This is a genomic window from Vibrio sp. qd031 (genome assembly GCF_002100145.1).
Classification (GTDB): Bacteria; Pseudomonadota; Gammaproteobacteria; order Enterobacterales; family Vibrionaceae; genus Vibrio.
The window spans coordinates 16,483-35,180 of sequence record NZ_JXQD01000002.1 but is presented as its reverse complement, the minus strand read 5'-3'; the positions used below and the strand labels follow the sequence as shown (position 1 = coordinate 35,180).

Here is an 18,698-nt window from a genome sequence, read left to right as displayed (position 1 = left end):
TATGAACACACAACAAGTAACAGAAATGATGCACAGCGTTGCACGCTCTATGGTGCAGAGCGAACCAGCCCTGACTAAGTACGATCAGGCAATAGGTGACGGTGACCACGGATTGGGGATCGAGCGCGGCTTTAGCAATGTCGCCAGTTTTTTGGAAGAGGACTTTATAGCTAGTGATGTTGGTGATGCCCTTACTCAAATTGGCACTAAACTATTGTCAACGATGGGCGGTGCATCAGGTGCCATATTTGGGACGCTTTTTCGTGCTGGCGGCAAAGCTGTAAAAGGCGAGCCAGAACTGACAACTCACGTGCTTACACGATTTCTGGAGGCTGGCTTAGAGGGAATATACAAAAGAGGTGGTGCGCAAGAAGGCGCGAAAACCATGATTGATGCATTAGCACCTGCTGCTCGCCGAGCCCGCGAATTGTCAGCGCAAGATTTTGAAAATGCAATTGCAGACATAACAGCAGCCGCCGAACAAGGGGTTGACAGTACTAAACGGATGATTGCCACTACCGGTAAAGCCAAAACCCTTGGAGAGCGCTCGTTAGGTCACCCCGATCCTGGTGCTATCTCAATGGCATTGATACTGAAATTCATGGCGCAATACTGCAACTCTGAGGTTACAGCATGAAGAAACTTTGGTTGGGATCTAGCTGGAAAATGACCAAAACCTCGGGTGACGTAACGCTATTCTGTCAACAAATCCAGCCTACGTTGCATGCTCTGACAGACTCTATTCAAAGCTTTCTGATCCCGCCTTTTCCCTACGTGGCTCAGATGCACGAACAACTATCCAATGCTAGCACTAAATTCGGAGTTCAAAACGTCTGTTGGGCGGAGTCGGGAGCCTTCACCGGCGAGATATCTACTGCTATGGCCGTCGACCTTGGTGCATCAATAGCCGAGATTGGGCATTCAGAGCGTCGGCATTACTTCAATGAAACCGATAAAACAGTCAATTTAAAAGTAAGAGCGGCGTTAACTCAAGGATTGCAACCATTGATATGCGTTGGTGATACCCACGACGAAAAACAATGGGGTGTCTCTATTGAGTCGATCGTACGTCAGGTCAAGATAGCATTACATTCGGTTGACACAACCCAACTGGACAAAGTCATCATCGCCTATGAACCTGTGTGGGCAATTGGTATCAATGGGGTTCCCGCCACCGCCAAAGAAGCGGAGCTAGGTTTGTATAGCATCAAGCAGGCATTGAATTCACTTTTTGGGGAACAAAGCGCCAGTAAGGTTGTGCTGCTATACGGTGGCAGTGTCAACCATACGAACGCCGCAGAACTTTTGACGCAACCCAGTATCGACGGTTTGTTTGTTGGACGAGCCGCGTGGGATGCTAAGGGTTATGCTAAATTGCTCGAGATTGCGAGCCATTATCTTTCCAGCGACCAACACGCCTGTCACTAACTAAAGGAAGATCAGGTGATAAACAACAATTTTTCGATAAGCACCGTCGCCTATGCAGGATATCCTATCGACCAAGCACTGGACGCGATTCACTCTTTAGGCGTCTACAACGTTGAATTGGCACTTATCCAAGGCGCTATCTACAATTTGGATGAAAATGGGATGAGTCATCAACTGGTAAGCGATGTTCATAAGAAACTGCTAGAGCGCAATATGCGCTGTACTTCATTTGCAGCGCATTGTGAATTGAGCATTGAAAACTGCAACGAACTGCTACTTAAACGCGTGAAAATGACACACTTGCTCGATTGTCCAAGATTGATTGTTTATGCTCCGCGCGATGGCAATCTGGTGACCTTTCAACGTGCAGCTAAGGAAGCTATTAAACTCGCTGAGCAGCTAGATATTAAGATCTTACTTGAAAATGTCGGTGATATGCAGCCCTACCTTCTTAATGACCACAATGATTTTGCTACGGTACTGCAAGGTTACACTTCACATTCAATGGGTATCAATTTTGATCCTGGAAACCTGGCGTCTCATCGGCCCGACAGCAATCTTTTATTAGAGAGCATAGAAAGCCTTAAAGTTGCTGAACACATCCATATAAAGGATCTCGTGTTAGTGGGTGACAGTTATCATTTTTGTGCAATTGGGAATGGCCTGTGCCAATACCAAGAGCTATTTCAACATGCAGCAAACTGCGAAGAAATGCCATTCTTCAGTATTGAAGCCCCATTCTCTTTGATACGTAGTACTGATGGTCGCGCAATGCTAAAGCCTATAGAACAGCTGTTACCAATTGAAGAGATCAATCATAAACTTAAACAGTCGGTCGCTTTAATTCAGCGCAGTTTTTCCCAAGTTCCGCAACCCTGACCTTTAACGCCGCAACAATAAAACGTTTGCCACAAAAATGAACGATTGGTGGATATACGACCACTATGAAGTGGCAAACAATCATTTGGTTTTAGATGGTTACCCGGTAGGAACAACCCACTCGATCGCCAATGGTGACTAATACCTCACTACCCTTCAGAGAGCGAGCACGGCTATCAAAAGTCTCGGTGATAGACTCTTATGACTTTCAAAATGGTAAAGGGTTTTGCAAGGCCTCCGACATTATCATAAATATGGAGTTACAAAGTTAGTGGACTTCCGAACAATCGGATAATGAGCCATCTGATAATAGTGGTACTACTAGTATGGCGGTGGATTGGGTAAGGGTGTTAAGCCAGTTGATAAATAGTCACAATTACCGCCAAGAGTAAATCCAGAACATCTAGTCAGTAGCAAAAGCTCGCGGCAACACTGTTTTAATAAGCCGAGCTGTCAATGTCTAAACTCTGAATTTGTTGATCTGAAAAGCAAGAAGCATACATACACAAATATGGTCAGTGCTATATAGTGGCCGTACCTGTTGAGCTTTTTGATAAAGCCTTTAGCATTCATTTTGCTCGGTACTGAGTATTACGATAAGTTTTGGAGCGTACTGCGGGAATCGAACCCGCATCATCAGCTTGGAAGGCTGAGGTAATAGCCATTATACGAAGTACGCTATGCTCTGGAAGCACAACTAATATGCCATAGTTTTCAAAAATTTAAACCCTTATTTTTGATATGTGAGTCTGTTTGACCATAAATCAAACGTTACGACGTTTTTTCCACCATAACTAGCAAATCTTTCACAAGACAACAGCTTACTATCCAGTAGCGATAGGTAATTCAACTTGCTTGCTACCCTCTAAATCTGTCCTATCACGTACTAAACAAAATTCACGGTCCTGCATGCATAGAAGTTGATCTCCTTTTTGACATTGATCTCCAATAATTAGAATTCTAAGCAGCACATTGACTCTACATACAATGCAAGGCAGTATTGATAACTATTATCACATAAAATCAACAATTAAGGATTGTATGAAGCTTATACGCATTGTGCTTGGAAAAGCGATTCTGCTAGGCGACGTCGTGTTTCGCCCATCTGGTGTCAAACGTTCGGTTCAAGACCAACAGAACGCAGACAATAAAGCACAAGATCTAACACTCTATCAATTTGAAGCCTGCCCATTTTGTGTCAAAGTTAGACGTGAAATGAAACGACAATCGATCTCTGTTGAGCTAAAAGACGCCAAAAGGGATGTCAATGCCCGTGAAGAACTGCACACTGGCGGCGGCAGAGTGAAGGTTCCTTGCCTCAAAATCACCAAGGACGGCAACGATACCTGGATGTATGAGTCTAATGACATCGTCAATTACTTAAAGCAAGAATTTGCCTAAACAAAATGGGTAGAAACAAAGACAACTTTCACTCTATTAACGAACGAAAGTTGTCTAAATTGCTTAATTGCTCATGGTTATTTACTCTTGGTTAATTGGCACCAGAGACTCTGTACCAATTGACGCTATATCGGTAACACCATTTAGCGTCATAGCCACTTCGATTTCGCGTTTGTAAAGCCCAAGAAGTTGCTCAACACCAACGCCACCTTTTGCGGCTAGCGCGTAAATGTATGAACGACCGAGTAAGGTGCAGTCTGCGCCTAACGCCAACATTTTTACTACGTCCAAGCCACTACGAATGCCAGAATCAACAAATATCTTAGTCTGACCTTTTACAGCATCTGCGATGGCTGGAAGTGCCTTTGCACTCGACATCACACCATCCAGTTGACGTCCTCCGTGATTGGACACCACTATGCCATCGGCACCAAACTTGACGGCGTCTTTTGCATCTTGCTCGTCTAAAATGCCTTTAATTACCATTGGTCCTTCCCAAAATTCACGGATCCATTCCAAGTCTTTCCATGAAATCGACGCATCAAAATTGGCGCTTATCCAACCGATATAATCTTCAAGTTCTGTTGGTGAGCCTCGGTACTTGGATATATTGCCTAAATCGTGCGGTTTTCCCTTAATGCCTACATCAATCGCCCATTTAGGTTTGCACATTGCTTGAAATACCCGTCGCGCTGCGGCGTATTGGCCACTCATTCCGGAGTGATTGTCTCGATATCGTGCGCCAGGCGTTGGCATATCCACAGTGAAAACTAACGTTGTGACTCCCGCAGCCTTGGCTCTCTCTAAAGCGTGTTTCATAAATCCACGATCTTTTAGTACGTACAATTGGAACCACATGGGCCGGTCAATCGCAGGGGCGACTTCCTCAATGGGACACACCGACACTGTCGACATGGTAAACGGAATCCCCATTTTTTCAGCGGCTTGGGCGGCTTGTACCTCTCCTCGTCGCGCGTACATTCCAGTTAAACCAACCGGTGCAAGTGCAATAGGCATCGATAGGTTTTCGCCAAAGAGTTCGATGGACGTACTGAGATTAGTCGCGTCTTTAAGTACTCGCTGCTTAAGCTGCAACTTCTGTAAATCGAGGGTATTGTTCGCTAAAGTGACTTCTTGATTGGCGCCACCATCTATGTAGTGAAACAAAAAAGGTGGCAACGTTTTTTGGGCGACTTTTCTAAAATCCAGTGGTGACGATATGATCATTATGACTCTTTTTTTATTAGTTTGGTCTTTAGAGAAAAGACCAAACATCCCAAAAAGTCAGGAATCAATAGGTGACGATGTGATCGCGGTTAAAGGTATCCAATCTGAGTGTGACAACTGTCTACAATTTTTATGAATCTCGCATAGTTACATCAACTTATTGCAACAACATACTCAACACAGTGAGCGAAATTAGTACTAAGTAAAATATCGCCACAGTCGGTCTTAGCGACTGTTTGAGGTTATCTTTAATTAACCCTGAAAATGATGGGCGTCGCTTCGAAAATTCGCTGTGTAATTGCAAAGGGGAAGACAGATCGTCAGATTCACTTTCAACCATTTGCTCAACAACAAGCAGCCGTGACTCAATTCTTGACTGGAACGTTTTTAGCATTGCTTCTTGCAGCCACAATAAACCAACAAGGCCAATGGTAATGACCCAGTGGCCCTCCATCAGATACATGATCACAAACAGTACTGTTGCACTGAGTTTAATCCATTGAGAAAGCTTATCGTAATCATGATATTGGCCGTGCAGAGTTTGCCATTCAACGAGTAGAAGATTTTTCATTAGTTACCATCTATGAGAAGTCAGATGATTCATAGTACGTTTGCCGATTTTCATAACAATATCTCATAGTGAGACAACGAGTATAAAAACAATTTCAACCGAAAATCAGCGGATTAACACACTAATTAGCTAATGATTTCTATATAGTAAATTAACACTCGTGTTTATCAGGGAACCGTATGAAACTCCAGAAAACGAACTGGGTCGCTATCGTTTTTATCTCAGTGATATTAAGCGGATGTTTTGGTGATAAACCCACTCAAGCACTGGGCACAATAGAGCGTGACCGCGTAACCTTTATAGCAACCGCTAACGAGATTATTCGTGAGCAACCCGTTAAAGAAGGAAGCAGTGTTGTAAAAGGCCAGGTCCTCGTTCAACTCGATACTCGCAGTCAAGAAGCGGTCGTAGCACACTCCTTTGCCCTAGTTGCAAAAGCGCAAGCTCAGCTGCTAAAACTGACCAATGGTGAGCGGCCTGAAGATATAGCCGCGGCACAAGCGCGAGTATCACGCTCAGAAGCACAACTAACGCAAGCGGAAAAAAACTATACCCGCCAATCTGAGTTGGTGGCAAAAAAAGTCGTCAGTCAATCAGAAAAAGATAGCGCTATAGCCGCTCGTGACACCGCAATTGCCGAGTTGGAATCTGCCAAAGAGGAGTTTAGTAAACTTACTGCAGGCGCTCGCCCTGAAGAAATTGCCCAAGCGCAAGCGGAATTGGAAGCAGCTCAAGCCGAGTTACGGCTTCAGCAACAAAAGTTAGATGAGTTAACCATCATTGCCACCCGTGATGGGATTCTCGATACCCTGCCCTATAACCTTGGCGAACGAGTACCGATCAACTCTATAGTTGCAGTTATTCAAGGCAACCGAATCCCTTACGCAAGAGTCTACGTTCCCGCGTCTCATAGGGTAAATTTTGTCGTCGATAAAGAAGTGACTGTCCATATCGATGGCGTAGAATCGCCTTTTACTGGAACAATACGCTGGGTCGCAACCGAACCGTCATTTACCCCTTATTACGCACTGACTGAAGACGAACGTTCGCGACTCGTTTACCTTGCTGAGGTCGATCTAGACGATTCTGCTGCAGTTTTGCCTTCGGGTATTCCAGCACAAGTTGACTTGGAGTAGCGCATGAACGGACTCGCGATCCAGGCGACGAATGTTGTAAAACGATTTGGTGACTTTACCGCCATCAACGACATCAATTTATCCGTACCAACGGGTAGTATTTATGGCTTTTTGGGGCCCAACGGTTGCGGAAAGTCAACAACCATTAGAGTGCTTACAGGCCTACTAAGTCCTAGTGAAGGTCAGGTTGATGTTTTGGGTCTTCAAGTCCCAAAGCAAACGGAACAATTACGCCAAAAAATCGGCTACATGACGCAGAAGTTCTCACTGTTTGACGACCTGACTGTGGATGAAAATCTAAAGTTTATTGGCAAAATATATGGATTACCAAAAAAGACACTCACTCACAGAATAAACCAACAGCTCTCAACCTATGGCCTGAACAGGTTAGCCAAGCAACGAGTCGCGGGAATGAGCGGCGGACAAAAACAGCGCTTATCCCTCGCCGCCGCAACAATGCACAGTCCAGAGCTGCTTTTTTTAGATGAGCCAACATCAGCGGTCGATCCTGAAAATCGCCGCGATTTTTGGGAGCAGTTGTTTGATCTTTCTGAGCAAGGCACGACCATTTTAGTCACCACTCACTATATGGATGAAGCAGAACGATGCCATCGCCTTGCCATCATGGATTCTGGGGTGATTAAAGCCGATGGAGAGCCAGAAACGCTTATGAATACTATGGGAGTAACGGTCGTTGAAGTTAAGGCCGATAAACTGCGCCAGCTAAAGGAACAGCTGTTACCCTATCCTGAGGTTATCTCTGCTGCTCAACTTGGTATTCGATTGAGAATACTGATTGATCAGTCCATTGTAGATCCAACCCATTGGCTCACCATGCGTTTTCCCTATTTAAATCACGCAGAGTTAACCATTGCGAGGCCTAGCCTAGAAGACGTATTTGTAACCGTCACTGGAGAGGGTCGCCAATGAATGGAATTAGGCGCCTTAGTGCCATAATGTCTAAAGAGATAAGACAGTTATCTAGAGATAAACTCACCTTTGGCATGGTTGTAATGATCCCACTGATCCAGCTGTTACTGTTTGGGTTTGCGATCAATACCGATATACGCAATATTCCCGTGGCCATAGTCGATCAAAGTGAAAGCACCGCAGGAAGAATCTTAGCCGAGTCTGTAAAAGTAACCCAAGTTGTTGATGTCATCCACACGTTTGCAACCCCCGAAGAAGCAGAACAAGCGATTAAAACTGGAGAGATCCGAGCGGCGCTAATCCTACCCAGCGATTTGACGCAGCGGCTTATGCAAGGTCGAATATTAGGGCATTGGATTGTTGACGGGACCGACACCGCGGTTAGTGCCGCAATTTTAGGGCTGCAATCGATGCCTCTCGTAGACTTTGATTTTGAAGTCAGGCCGCAAGTTCAAAAAACCTTTGAAGTAACGTTATATTACAACCCAAGTCGTCGTTCTGCGGTCAATATTGTTCCGGGTCTGCTTGGGGTTATCCTAACCATGACGATGATTTTGTTTACCAGTGTTGCCATCGTTCGAGAGCGTGAACGGGGTAATATTGAGCTGCTAATCACCACACCAGTGCGATCGATAGAGTTGATGTTGGGCAAAATCATCCCCTACATTTTTATTGGTTTAGTTCAGGTTGTGATCATATTAGGGCTCGGATACGTCATTTTCGATGTACCGATTAACGGCGATGTATCGCAAATCTTTTTGGGCACACTACTGTTTATTTCAGCAAGCCTCGCCCTTGGACTGGTTATTTCCACCATCGCCAAGACCCAACTTCAATCGATGCAGATGACCATTTTTGTTCTGCTTCCTTCTATATTGCTTTCCGGCTTTATGTTTCCTTATGAAGGGATGCCAGTCATTGCACAATGGATTGCGGAAACCTTGCCTGCAACTCACTTTATGCGTTTGATTAGAGGGATTGTGTTACGAGGCGCAGACCTTGGCGAGCTATGGCGCGATACTCTATGGCTAGCATTGTTTACTGTTGTTGGGCTTTTAGTGGCAGCCAAACGCTTTAAGAAAACACTGGATTAAAATAACGACTGAGGGTTCTTATGCGGCATAACCCGCTCTAATTTCTAATAGAAAAGTGCTTTCCCCACATAATCCGAATCACTCCTTGAAAAACTACGTCAGTATAGGATGACGCAGTCACCTTCGTTTCGGTATGGGGAGAGCAGAAACTTAGTCGCACGTCCAACAAGGCCAAAGTCCGTGCAACTAAGCAGTGAATCAAAGAAATTACCCTGTGTTTCAGTTTTCGAGTGCAATGTAATCAATCACACCATTACCTTTGCGATATGACACATCGTATTTTTTATGACGAGTGAACCATCATTGCTTCCTTTATACTCAACAACCGATTTCACTTATCAAAAAGCACTTTACAACACAAAAGTAGTGGGTATTATTCTCACGCAAACGTTTACCTAACCAAAATTAGTCTTTATGAGGGGTCTATGCTATCTGACATCGAAATCTGTCGAACCACGCCACTTAGCTCAATTAACACCATCGCTCGCCAAGCAGGCTTTTTAGACACGGAAGTTGTCAGTCATGGAACATACAAAGCAAAAATTTCTTTAAAAGCGTTAAAACGTTGCCAACCGCGCGCTAAAGGAAAACTCATACTTGTCACGGCAATTACACCTACGCCATTGGGCGAAGGGAAAACCGTAACAACCGTTGGTTTAGCACAAGGTATTGCCAAGCTGCAGCATTCAGTAATGGCCTGTATTAGGCAACCATCTATGGGCCCAATTTTTGGGATCAAAGGCGGTGCTGCGGGCGGAGGCTTTTCACAGGTCGCGCCAATGGAATCGCTGAACTTGCACCTAACGGGTGACATACATGCGGTGACCAGTGCTCATAACCTTGCTGCTGCAGCATTAGATGCCAGAATTTACCACGAACAACGACAAGGCTACGAGGCATTCGAAGCCCGCACCGGGATGACTTCCTTAAAGATTGATAAAGTGGTTTGGAAGCGCGTACTTGATCATAACGATCGTGCCCTACGCCGAATTACTATTGGCCAAAACGAACAAGGTAAAACCGTCAATGGATTTGAGCGCGAAGATGGGTTTGATATTTCAGCCGCTTCAGAGCTTATGGCTATTTTAGCTTTGGCCACCGACATCCATGACTTAAGAAAAAGAGTTGGCAAAATTGTGTTGGCCTATAGTAGTCAGGGCGAGGCTATTACAGCAGAAGATTTGCAGGTGGCCGGCGCAATGACAGTGACAATGAAAGATGCCATTGAGCCCACTCTGATGCAAACCCTTGAAGGGGTTCCTACACTCATTCATTCCGGTCCCTTTGCCAATATTGCGCACGGCAACTCATCGGTCATCGCCGATAATCTTGCAACAAGCTTAAGTGACTATACGGTAACTGAAGCTGGATTTGGCTCCGATATGGGCTTTGAAAAAGCCTGTAATATAAAAGCGCAAGCGTCCGGTCAATCACCAGACTGTGCTGTGATTGTTGCGACACTTCGTGGCCTGAAAGCTAACAGCGGAAACATAAGCCTGCAACCTGGCCAATCCATACCTAAAGAACTTTACCAGCCAAACGAGGACGCTTTGCTAAAAGGTTTTGAAAACCTCAAGTGGCACATTAACAATGTCACTCGATACGGGATTCCAGCAGTGGTTGCAATAAACCGTTTCCCTCAAGACAGCGAGCAAGAGCTTAATGAGCTGGTGAAGATGGTTAAAGCATTAAACTACCCTGTTGAAGTTGCCATTAGTGACGCATTTGCACAAGGTGGCGAAGGCGCTCTTCAGTTAGCTGAGAAAGTGATAAAACAGTGTCAAACACCAACTGCGTTCCAGCCGCTTTATTCACTTTCCCAAACTCTCGAAGAAAAGCTCATGGCCATTGCGGAAGTTGGCTATGGCGCATCAAATGTCGTGTTAAGCGATCAAGCTAAAAAGCAATTACAACAGCTAACCGATCAAGGATACCAATCTCTAGCTGTATGCATGGCTAAGACGCCAGCGTCTATATCCGGCGATCCTTCAGTAAAAGGCGCACCACGCGGGTTTACTTTAGAAGTAAACGAGCTAAAGCTTTGTGCTGGTGCCGGATTTATTTATGCCGTATGTGGCAACATTATGACGATGCCAGGACTGTCAGATCGTCCTTCGTATATGAATTTAGACATTGACGAAAACGGAGACATTGTCGGTCTTTCGTGATCTTAGCCCCCTACTGACACTAGGGGGCTAACTTGCCTCCAACGAGCACAAGTTGGCCAATTTACAACAGGTGCTCTATGGGCAATATGCCTGCAAACCATGCCCCCATTCTTAATAACAAACCAGCATTAGGCTCTTGAGTATATATTTGCTCGTTTTGATGATCCTTCCACACCAATTCGTCATCTTCAAGCTGCAACTGATAAGCAATTTCAGGCAAGTGTTGACGAATCTCGCTTACGGCTTCATCGGTAAACTCCGCATTGTGAATCAATACCCCCATTTCGGTGTTTAGATCGAGCGAACGTGGCTCAAAATGGCCGCGGTTCATTTACTGATAGAGTTCTAACTGATTGGTTAGAGTTCGTGGTTTGGAATAGTAATGTGGCATACCACAGATCAGCTTTTACACTGTCTGTGGCACATCAAGGCTACTTGTTTACCTTCAGAACAGCTCCGGATGATGTACCGAACTCACCGCCGCGGTACGCTACAAAGATGTATTCAGGTATACCATCTTTTATAAGCAGCTGAGGTCGTTCGAAACGACCTTCGCCCCATGCTCCTGTTGCCTGCTCGTCTGTAAAGTAGCGGAATGCATCCCAGAAACCAATCTGTGGGTCACCCCAGTTTTTGCCGTCTTGGGACTCGAAATAGAGACCGTACTCGTGGTTCCAAAATCCCATATCGCGCATGATCATTTTGAATGTTCCGTCTTCGAACCAGATGTAGGCATCTTCACTCTGTGCGCCCTGAACTTTCTGGCGAAGATCAAGTAAAGCATCATCACTCTGTTTAACCCATGGTCCATTCAAATCTTTTGCTATAGCGAGACCATACTGACGGTTTGTTGTGCGCCAGTCATTAATTTCAATATCGTGTTCCCAGTCGTTGATACACCACGACTTGTAGTACATCCATAGCTCTCCATTTGGGTGATGAAGAAATGCCGGGTTTGTTGTACACATTGAATCCCATGCCGCCGGTTCTGGATTAGGCATGATAATCGGCTCATCGGTACGTTCCCATGGACCGTTGAGAGTGTCCGATGTTGCCATACCAATTCGTTTCGTGTACACCGTACCATCCTGTGTTCCCATGTAGAACAGAACGTATTTGTCGCCGACTTTGTGGATCGTCGGGTTGTGACATGTCATTGCATCCCACCAATCACCTCCGCGACCTGTGATAGCTACATCAACAGTTTCATATGGACCCGCTGGGTCATCAGCAACAGCATGAGCAATTTCACAGCAACTAAGCCAGCCTTCGTGATTCGCCTCATTTACCCAGCGGGAATAGAATACGTGTACCTTCCCGTCTGGACCGTAAATTGGTGAGCATCCCCAAACGTTGTAGTCAGGGTCTTCAAGGATTCGTCCGACAACGCTTAGGCTGCCGCAGAGCTCTGATACATTTTGTGGACGCTTCACTGTCTTTTCACTCATTTCAAATAGTCTCCATTTTCCTTATTAATTCAGATATATAATCTTTTTTGCATACTTCTATCTAATAATCAAAGTCTATTGAGCTACAGGAGAGGCGGTTGACTTAAGACACACGGCACAGTGTTCGGCTAAGATCCACTATATCCCCTAGAGGTTAAATTCCCATACAGCGTTGCGCCGCTTTTTAACATAGTGAAGTCTCTTAAGTAACTTTGCTCGCTATTCGTCTGGAGCGTACCAGATACAGTTTCAATGGCCAGTTTCATAAGAGTCATCCCTGCTTCTTCAATAGAAGTACTTTCAAACACAACACCGTCATTGCAGCCGATCCACCTCTGTTTCGTTTCGGTAAGCTCAGACTTCACTGCAACACTGACAACAGGGATTGGTGACCCAAGACCAGTTCCACCAACAGTCGTGAAAAGTCACTTGAACACGACGCGAAGCAAACTTTCTTACTGTATCAATCTCTAGCGTTATGCATGGCTAAGACGCCAGCGTATATAACTGGCGATCCTTCAATAAAAGGTGCACCACGCGGGTTCACTTTAGATATTACTGAGCTAAAACTTTATGCTGGTGCCAGTTTTATTTCTGCAGTGTGCGGCAACATCATGACTATGCCAGGACTTTCAGATCGTCCTTCGTATATGAATCTCGATATTGACCAAAACGGAGACGTTATCGGCCTTTCGTGATCTTAGGCCCCCTAGTGACGCTAGGGGGCTAACTTGTTTCCAACGAGCACAAGTTGGCCAATTTACAGCAGGTGCTCTATGGGCAATATGCCTGCAAACCATGCCCCAATTCTTAATAACAAACCAGCATTAGGCTCTTGAGTATATATTTGCTCGTTTTGATGATCCTTCCACACCAATTCGTCATCTTCAAGTTGCAACTGATAGGCGATTTCTGGTAAGTGTTGACGAATCTCGCTTACGGCTTTATCGGTAAACTCCGCATTGTGAATCAATACCCCCATTTCGGTGTTTAGATCGAGCGAACGTGGATCAAAATTCATTGAGCCCACAAACATTTTTTTACGATCAAACATAATCACTTTTGCGTGTAAGCTAGAGGTGCTACTACCTGTAATCGACCACTGATTATCCAGGTCTGCATTATCTTTAAGCTCCCAAATCTCGACGCCACCTTTCACAAGGTCATCGCGATACTTTGCGTACCACCCATGCACTGCAAATACATCGTTAGACGCCAATGAGTTGGTAATTATAGTGATTTTTTTACCGCGCTTAACCGCTTTTACCATCTGTTGAGTGCCATATTCTGTGGGTACAAAATAGGGGGAAATAAACAACACTTTTTCTTGTGTGTTGGCCAGTGCACCGGACAGATGCAAGACCAACTCACTGCTTGAGTCTTCAATTTTTTGAGGTAAGTCGTACCAAACTTCGGCTTGCCCCCAAAAAAGCTCGAAATGGCCTTGGCTCATTTCCTGATAAAGCTCTAACTGAGTAATGTCGTATTCACCCTCACTGAACTTCTGATGCAAACCGTACTCTTCGGCCATTTCGTTCATTTCTTCTTCAGTCACCTCTCTTGCATCTGCAAAGATCAGTTCCATAGGGACGGCATAAAGGCTATTCCAGTATTCATCAAATTGTTCGGAAGTTTCTTCTACGGCCTTGCCGTAGAGCAGCATGTCAAAATCTCCAAATTCGACGACAGTATTCATAGAGAAATACTCATTACCCACATTACGGCCTCCCACGATCGATGCCACAGAATCCGCAGTAATGGATTTATTGTGCATCCGACGATTTAGACGCTCAAAATCCGTCGCCATAGAAGTGATTCGCGCATGTCGAAACTGATGAGGATTAAACAGACGAATGTCGATATTTGGATGGGCATTTAAATGGGCAATATGTTTGTCGTTGCGTTTTTGCATATCGTCTAGCAAAAGTCGCACTCGAACGCCTCTTTCTGCGGCTTCGAACAATCGCCATGTTATAAGGTTGCCTGTTTCGTCCGAACGATAAATATAGTACTGCACATCTAAACTAAATTGTGCATTTTCAATAAGGGCCAATCTGGCTAAAAGTGCATCATGACCGTGGCTTAGTGGATAAAATCCTGTGTCTGCGTCGCCAATATCGTGGCGAGGGGCTAGTTTTTTCGAGAGCGTACTTGAAGACTGATATCCAAGGTGAGTCGTTTCACTTTTTTCAAGCAATTGCTGACCATCAATGCTTGCACAGCCCGAAAAAATACTTAACAAAACGAGAAAGAGTACGAGTTTTAATCGTTGAAACAACACAGTCACCAATAGATATAAAAGAGGTCCATTCTTAAGCCCTAAGAATAAGGGGGCTAGAACCAAAATAAAACAGCTGAAGCACGAGTCATCACAATTATTGAGACTCCAAGACATTAAATTGGAAAATTTTTCATGAAACTGTGTACTCAAAGTGTCGAAAAACATGACATACCAGAACACCGCCAAAAACATATTACATTTAAATCATATAGATACGTAACGGTCTAATACTTGCGGTGTACCTCTTAACTAATTTGGTAGTTAAGGAAGATGAAGTGAACAAACTCTTAATACTACTTTTAGCAAGCTCTACCCTTACACTAAACGCTCACGCAAGTGTCATTAGAGAGGTTGAGAGAAATAATAACTTTAACCAAGCTCAAAATCTGGAAGACTTTTTTTCAGATGATTACAAACGACGTGTAGAGAACAGCGGTGTCGATGGTTGGGAGTGGGTTTCAATCAACGGAAGAGGAAACGGCACCTACGATTACTATGTGTTTGAAGCCTTTGCTGGGCAAGACTACATTTTTGACATCGATAATGGAATCAGTAAAAAGCGCTCTGTAGATACCGAATTAGGGCTTTGGGCGTTAGAGGGGGTGCTCCTTCACGAGCAAGATGACTGTTATAGCGACAACGGTGGCGCACTTGATTGTAGTAGAACATGGTTGTCTAGCGACAATGGTAGCAGTCATAGGTTTGACCCAATGTTCTCTTGGTCCTTTGAAACCAGCGGCCTATTTGTCGTCGGCGTTGGAAAATTTTACACATATGCTGACGAGGACGGTTTTGGCTTTGACCAAGACGGCCTAGCCACGCAACGAGGCGAGCGGTATAAACTCAATGTATCTCGTAGCTTACCCTTTGCTACACAATCTATTGATATTCCGGAGCCTGCTAGCTTAGCAATCTTTGCATTGGGACTCATTGGAATTGGCGCTGCTAGAAGTAAGCAGCGCAGAAGCAGTTAAGGTTAATCGCCGACTGCAGTTGGGGTAGCAAGCACGCGCTTAGGTGACAACGTCACCTAAGCGTTTTTGATTTCGTACGAGTGAGTCATTGGAACCGTGCCTTGCAGCATTAAGCAAACCGAACAGAACTTCTCTAGCGAGTCTTTAATGACTCTCGACACACACGCTTCGTCGAGGGACTCCCCAGTAACCGTGAAATGTACGTGGACTGTAGTAAACACTCTTGGTGCGCTCTCTTTTCTTTCGGTCGTTAGTTCAGCGATGCAATCGGTTACTTTTTGGTCATCCGCTTTGAGTCCAGCAATGACATCCACCGAACTGCATCCTCCAGCGGCCATCAATACCATCTCCATAGGACTGGGTGCGCTCTTACCGCCAGAACCATCCATAACAATGGAATGACCAGAAGCAGATTGCCCTACAAATTGTAATCCATCGGTCCATTTTACCTGCGCGTGCATACTAAACTCCTCAAAATAATGTTATCAGCAAATATGACTGAATAATGTTGGCATTACGTTACCTGAATTTGGCGATTAAACACAATCAATCCTTCACTTTTTCGTATTCGCCTTCTAAGACTCGGCTGCTTGTTGCTGCGTTCTCAGAGTCAAACTGGTAGACGTTTCTAATTTGATGGATCTTGTATGCGGCAATACCGGCCCCAATAACGAGTAACGGAACAATGAGTACAAAACTGATGCTAATCATCACTATACTCAGTAAGATGCCACACAGCATAGAGAGATACGACACTATCTTCTGTTTCATAAGGACTCCTTAATTGCGAGTTATACGATGTGCTTACGAGCACATTAACTATGCTATACAGTGTCGCACGACAATTATGAACCTAACCTGAACAGTAGCCATTTTAATGTCATCATCCAAATCCACCACCTTAAACAACCTAACGAGTGCCGATGTAAGCTTCGTTGATCCCGCTGAAGTCAGTACTTCAAACAAGCCTCCTTACGACGGGCACAACTGCCCTCAGTGCGGCTGTCGTTTAGTTTGTGGTGTGAGCCTGGGTCAAAATGAGTGTTGGTGCTTTGATGTTGATATTAAGAAAACAGCCTCCGTCACAACAAAAAACTCTCCTTGCCTCTGTCCAGATTGTCTACACAATGCACCGGCTCAATACGGCGACAAATAAAGTAACCAAATATGTATTTGTTACCAAATCGCAATATTTAGTTCACCATTTCGTCACTTACCTCCTCTACTTTAGTGCTCTGATTATTACACTATTTTAATAAGGACATACTATGTGGAAGCGAGAACACGTTGACTCACAATTTACTCAGATGGTGGATGCCCAATTAACCCGCCGCCGTTTTATTACTGGCACAGGTGCGGCCAGTGCAGGTGCATTTTTGGCGGCGAACCCTATCGCATCGGCGATGGCGTCATCTCAATCGCCATTGCTTAATTTTGAGCCTATTCCCGCATCAACAAGCGATAGTTTCATTGTCCCTAAAGGCTATACTGCTACCCCTCTACTTGCTTGGGGCGATCCAATCTTTCCTTCTGCCCCAGAATTTTCTCAAGATGGCCAACAAGACTCTGAAGCGCAATCGCAGCAGTTTGGTGATAATACCGATGGCATGAGCTTCTTCGCAATCTCGTCAACTAGAGCAGTGCTCGCCATCAACAATGAATACACGAACTATGAATATTTGTTTGCGCATCAAGGCAAACAAATGACCGCAGACGACGTGAAAAAAGCCCAAGCAGCCCATGGCGTTACCATCGTTGAAATAGAGCTAGTCGATGGCCAGTGGAAAGTCGATAAGCAAGGCATGCGCAATAGACGCATAACGGCAAATACACCAATGACCATTACCGGCGTAGCCGCGGGACATACCTTATTAAAAACGGCGGCAGATCCAACCGGCACTAAAGCGCTTGGTACATTTAATAATTGTGCTAACGGGCAAACGCCTTGGGGTACTTACCTAACCTGTGAAGAGAACTTCCACGGTTATTTTGGTAGCGACAGCAGCGCAGAGCTTACTGAAGACCACGCAAGGTATGGCGTTAAGACTGGCGATACAAGGTATCAGTGGCATAAGTCTGACCCACGATTCGACGTTGCGAAAAATCCACAAGAGCCAAATAGACACGGATGGGTCGTAGAAATAGATCCTAACGATCCTAAGTCAACGCCACTTAAGCGCACAGCCTTGGGACGCTTTAAACACGAAAATGCCGCCCTACACGTGAATTCAGATGGGCATGTAGTTGTTTATTTGGGTGATGACGAACGCGGTGAACACCTCTATAAATTTGTGTCTAAGAATCGCTACCAACAAGATAATGATTCAGCCAATAGAGAATTGCTTGAGGAAGGCACTCTGTACGTAGCCAAGTTCAGTATGGACGAGAATGCGTTACAAGGCAGTGGCGAATGGCTTGAACTAACGTATGGTAAAAATGGCTTAACCAAAGACAATGGTTTCAATGACCAAGCCGAAGTTATGATCTTTGCGCGTCGCGCTGCAACGGTCGTGGGTGCAACCACTATGGATAGACCAGAGTGGGTTGCGGTACACCCTAAAGGCCAGCATGTATTTTGTACTTTAACCAACAACAAGAATCGTGGCGTCAAAGAGAATCAACCTGTTGGCGGACCAAACCCAAGAGCAGAAAACCATTATGGACAAATTGTTCGTTGGATGCCGACAAACAATGATCATACGTCCGATTCGTTTAAGTGGGATCTGTATGTCATAGCGGGTAACCCGACAGTACATGAGGGCAATCTGTATGGTGGTAGCCCTAACGTTAATGCAAACAACATGTTTAACAGTCCCGACGGAATTGGGTTTGATCAGGACGCAAGACTTTGGATCCAAACCGATGGCAACTACTCCAACAAAGGGGACTTTGCTGGTCAGGGTAACAATCAGATGCTTTGCGGCGACCCGATCTCAGGAGAAATCAAACGCTTTGCGACAGGCCCTATTGCTTGCGAAATAACTGGATTGGCCTTTTCTAGTGATAGCACAGCAATGTTTGTTGGTGTCCAACATCCAGGAGAGCGTGGCGCTCCATCTCATTTCCCTCAAGGAGGCTCAACCAAGCCTCGTTCGACAGTAATGGTTGTCACTCGTGATGATGGCGGCATTATTGGCGCATAGAACAAGATGTAACGGATA

17 protein-coding genes, 1 tRNA gene and 1 pseudogene are annotated in these 18,698 nt (G+C 45.0%); 11 read left to right on the top strand and 8 right to left on the bottom strand.

All coding sequences use genetic code 11. The annotated features are described in order from the left end of the window. Position 1: 1 nt before the first annotated feature. The 3 genes from dhaL to ST37_RS01100 are packed head-to-tail and all read left to right on the top strand — an operon-like array spanning position 2 to position 2,307. A complete protein-coding gene (gene dhaL, locus ST37_RS01110) occupies positions 2-637 on the top strand; it encodes a dihydroxyacetone kinase subunit DhaL (RefSeq protein WP_084882788.1) in 636 nt (211 codons plus the stop codon). Continuing rightward, a complete protein-coding gene (locus ST37_RS01105) occupies positions 634-1,428 on the top strand; it encodes a triose-phosphate isomerase (RefSeq protein ID WP_084882785.1) in 795 nt (264 codons plus the stop codon). Before dhaL ends, ST37_RS01105 begins: the two co-directional genes overlap by 4 nt. 15 nt (positions 1,429-1,443) lie before the next feature. After that, positions 1,444-2,307 (top strand): sugar phosphate isomerase/epimerase, encoded by an 864-nt coding sequence (locus ST37_RS01100; protein ID WP_084882782.1) that lies wholly within the window; start codon positions 1,444-1,446, stop codon positions 2,305-2,307. Between the two features lie 604 nt (positions 2,308-2,911). On the opposite strand, the gene ST37_RS01095 is transcribed toward ST37_RS01100, so the two are convergent. Then, positions 2,912-2,986, bottom strand: a tRNA-Gly gene (locus ST37_RS01095). A 362-nt stretch (positions 2,987-3,348) separates the two neighbouring features. Here ST37_RS01095 and ST37_RS01090 point away from each other — a divergent pair. After that, on the top strand, positions 3,349-3,708 hold the full coding sequence (locus ST37_RS01090) for a glutathione S-transferase N-terminal domain-containing protein (protein WP_084882779.1): 360 nt from the start codon (positions 3,349-3,351) through the stop codon (positions 3,706-3,708). 81 nt (positions 3,709-3,789) lie between these two features. Here the strand turns inward: ST37_RS01090 and lldD are convergent, their stop codons facing one another. Both lldD and ST37_RS01080 read right to left on the bottom strand, forming a co-directional pair. Continuing rightward, positions 3,790-4,935 carry an FMN-dependent L-lactate dehydrogenase LldD gene (gene lldD / locus ST37_RS01085; RefSeq protein WP_084882777.1) on the bottom strand — a complete coding sequence of 382 codons (1,146 nt, stop codon included), beginning with the start codon at positions 4,933-4,935 and terminating at the stop codon, positions 3,790-3,792. A 157-nt stretch (positions 4,936-5,092) separates the two neighbouring features. After that, positions 5,093-5,506: a hypothetical protein gene (locus tag ST37_RS01080; protein WP_084882774.1), complete on the bottom strand. Its 414-nt coding sequence runs from the start codon at positions 5,504-5,506 to the stop codon at positions 5,093-5,095. A 179-nt stretch (positions 5,507-5,685) separates the two neighbouring features. Here ST37_RS01080 and ST37_RS01075 point away from each other — a divergent pair, with 179 nt between their 5' ends. The 4 genes from ST37_RS01075 (at position 5,686) to ST37_RS01060 (ending at position 10,834) form a co-directional block, all read left to right on the top strand. Next, positions 5,686-6,642, top strand: coding sequence for an HlyD family efflux transporter periplasmic adaptor subunit (locus ST37_RS01075; RefSeq protein WP_084882771.1), 957 nt, complete (start codon positions 5,686-5,688; stop codon positions 6,640-6,642). Positions 6,643-6,645: 3 nt separating this feature from the next. Then, positions 6,646-7,572 (top strand): ABC transporter ATP-binding protein, encoded by a 927-nt coding sequence (locus ST37_RS01070; protein ID WP_084882769.1) that lies wholly within the window; start codon positions 6,646-6,648, stop codon positions 7,570-7,572. Further along, positions 7,569-8,666, top strand: a complete 1,098-nt coding sequence (locus tag ST37_RS01065) for an ABC transporter permease (RefSeq protein ID WP_084882766.1) — start codon at positions 7,569-7,571, stop codon at positions 8,664-8,666. The genes ST37_RS01070 and ST37_RS01065 overlap by 4 nt, the downstream gene beginning before the upstream one ends. A gap of 425 nt (positions 8,667-9,091) precedes the next feature. Then, the gene (locus ST37_RS01060) at positions 9,092-10,834 is read left to right on the top strand and encodes a formate--tetrahydrofolate ligase (protein WP_084882764.1); all 1,743 of its coding nucleotides are present in this window, start codon (positions 9,092-9,094) and stop codon (positions 10,832-10,834) included. A gap of 61 nt (positions 10,835-10,895) precedes the next feature. Here the strand turns inward: ST37_RS01060 and ST37_RS01055 are convergent, their stop codons facing one another. Then, positions 10,896-11,165 (bottom strand): hypothetical protein, encoded by a 270-nt coding sequence (locus tag ST37_RS01055; protein ID WP_084882761.1) that lies wholly within the window; start codon positions 11,163-11,165, stop codon positions 10,896-10,898. A gap of 100 nt (positions 11,166-11,265) precedes the next feature. Further along, positions 11,266-11,991, bottom strand: coding sequence for a glycoside hydrolase family protein (locus ST37_RS01050; RefSeq protein ID WP_242426177.1), 726 nt, complete (start codon positions 11,989-11,991; stop codon positions 11,266-11,268). 746 nt (positions 11,992-12,737) lie between these two features. Here ST37_RS01050 and ST37_RS01040 point away from each other — a divergent pair. Continuing rightward, positions 12,738-12,980, top strand: a pseudogene (locus tag ST37_RS01040) (formate--tetrahydrofolate ligase); the annotation flags it as partial. A 62-nt stretch (positions 12,981-13,042) separates the two neighbouring features. Here ST37_RS01040 and ST37_RS01035 read toward each other — a convergent pair. After that, complete coding sequence (locus ST37_RS01035; protein WP_242426175.1) at positions 13,043-14,560, bottom strand: phospholipase D family protein; 1,518 nt, start codon at positions 14,558-14,560, stop codon at positions 13,043-13,045. A gap of 278 nt (positions 14,561-14,838) precedes the next feature. On the opposite strand from ST37_RS01035, the gene ST37_RS01030 reads away from it, so the two are divergent. Then, a complete protein-coding gene (locus ST37_RS01030; RefSeq protein ID WP_084882749.1) occupies positions 14,839-15,537 on the top strand; it encodes a PEP-CTERM sorting domain-containing protein in 699 nt (232 codons plus the stop codon). A 56-nt stretch (positions 15,538-15,593) separates the two neighbouring features. On the opposite strand, the gene ST37_RS01025 is transcribed toward ST37_RS01030, so the two are convergent. Next, positions 15,594-15,998, bottom strand: a complete 405-nt coding sequence (locus tag ST37_RS01025; RefSeq protein WP_084882747.1) for an OsmC family protein — start codon at positions 15,996-15,998, stop codon at positions 15,594-15,596. Positions 15,999-16,083: 85 nt separating this feature from the next. Continuing rightward, the gene (locus ST37_RS01020; protein ID WP_084882744.1) at positions 16,084-16,308 is read right to left on the bottom strand and encodes a hypothetical protein; all 225 of its coding nucleotides are present in this window, start codon (positions 16,306-16,308) and stop codon (positions 16,084-16,086) included. Positions 16,309-16,805: 497 nt separating this feature from the next. Here ST37_RS01020 and ST37_RS01010 point away from each other — a divergent pair, with 497 nt between their 5' ends. Further along, entirely contained in the window at positions 16,806-18,680 is a 1,875-nt protein-coding gene (locus tag ST37_RS01010) for a PhoX family phosphatase (protein WP_084882739.1), read from the top strand. Positions 18,681-18,698: the final 18 nt, after the last annotated feature.

What these genes read in the sequence shown, in the direction of transcription:
- ST37_RS01090 (WP_084882779.1), top strand. Translation starts at nt 3,349, where the DNA reads ATGAAGCTTATACGCATTGTGCTTGGAAAAGCGATTCTGCTAGGCGAC.
- lldD (WP_084882777.1), bottom strand. Translation starts at nt 4,935, where the DNA reads ATGATCATATCGTCACCACTGGATTTTAGAAAAGTCGCCCAAAAAACG.
- ST37_RS01070 (WP_084882769.1), top strand. Translation starts at nt 6,646, where the DNA reads ATGAACGGACTCGCGATCCAGGCGACGAATGTTGTAAAACGATTTGGT.
- ST37_RS01055 (WP_084882761.1), bottom strand. Translation starts at nt 11,165, where the DNA reads ATGAACCGCGGCCATTTTGAGCCACGTTCGCTCGATCTAAACACCGAA.
- ST37_RS01065 (WP_084882766.1), top strand. Translation starts at nt 7,569, where the DNA reads ATGAATGGAATTAGGCGCCTTAGTGCCATAATGTCTAAAGAGATAAGA.
- ST37_RS01025 (WP_084882747.1), bottom strand. Translation starts at nt 15,998, where the DNA reads ATGCACGCGCAGGTAAAATGGACCGATGGATTACAATTTGTAGGGCAA.
- ST37_RS01075 (WP_084882771.1), top strand. Translation starts at nt 5,686, where the DNA reads ATGAAACTCCAGAAAACGAACTGGGTCGCTATCGTTTTTATCTCAGTG.
- ST37_RS01010 (WP_084882739.1), top strand. Translation starts at nt 16,806, where the DNA reads ATGTGGAAGCGAGAACACGTTGACTCACAATTTACTCAGATGGTGGAT.
- ST37_RS01060 (WP_084882764.1), top strand. Translation starts at nt 9,092, where the DNA reads ATGCTATCTGACATCGAAATCTGTCGAACCACGCCACTTAGCTCAATT.
- ST37_RS01050 (WP_242426177.1), bottom strand. Translation starts at nt 11,991, where the DNA reads ATGACATGTCACAACCCGACGATCCACAAAGTCGGCGACAAATACGTT.
- dhaL (WP_084882788.1), top strand. Translation starts at nt 2, where the DNA reads ATGAACACACAACAAGTAACAGAAATGATGCACAGCGTTGCACGCTCT.
- ST37_RS01080 (WP_084882774.1), bottom strand. Translation starts at nt 5,506, where the DNA reads ATGAAAAATCTTCTACTCGTTGAATGGCAAACTCTGCACGGCCAATAT.
- ST37_RS01105 (WP_084882785.1), top strand. Translation starts at nt 634, where the DNA reads ATGAAGAAACTTTGGTTGGGATCTAGCTGGAAAATGACCAAAACCTCG.
- ST37_RS01020 (WP_084882744.1), bottom strand. Translation starts at nt 16,308, where the DNA reads ATGAAACAGAAGATAGTGTCGTATCTCTCTATGCTGTGTGGCATCTTA.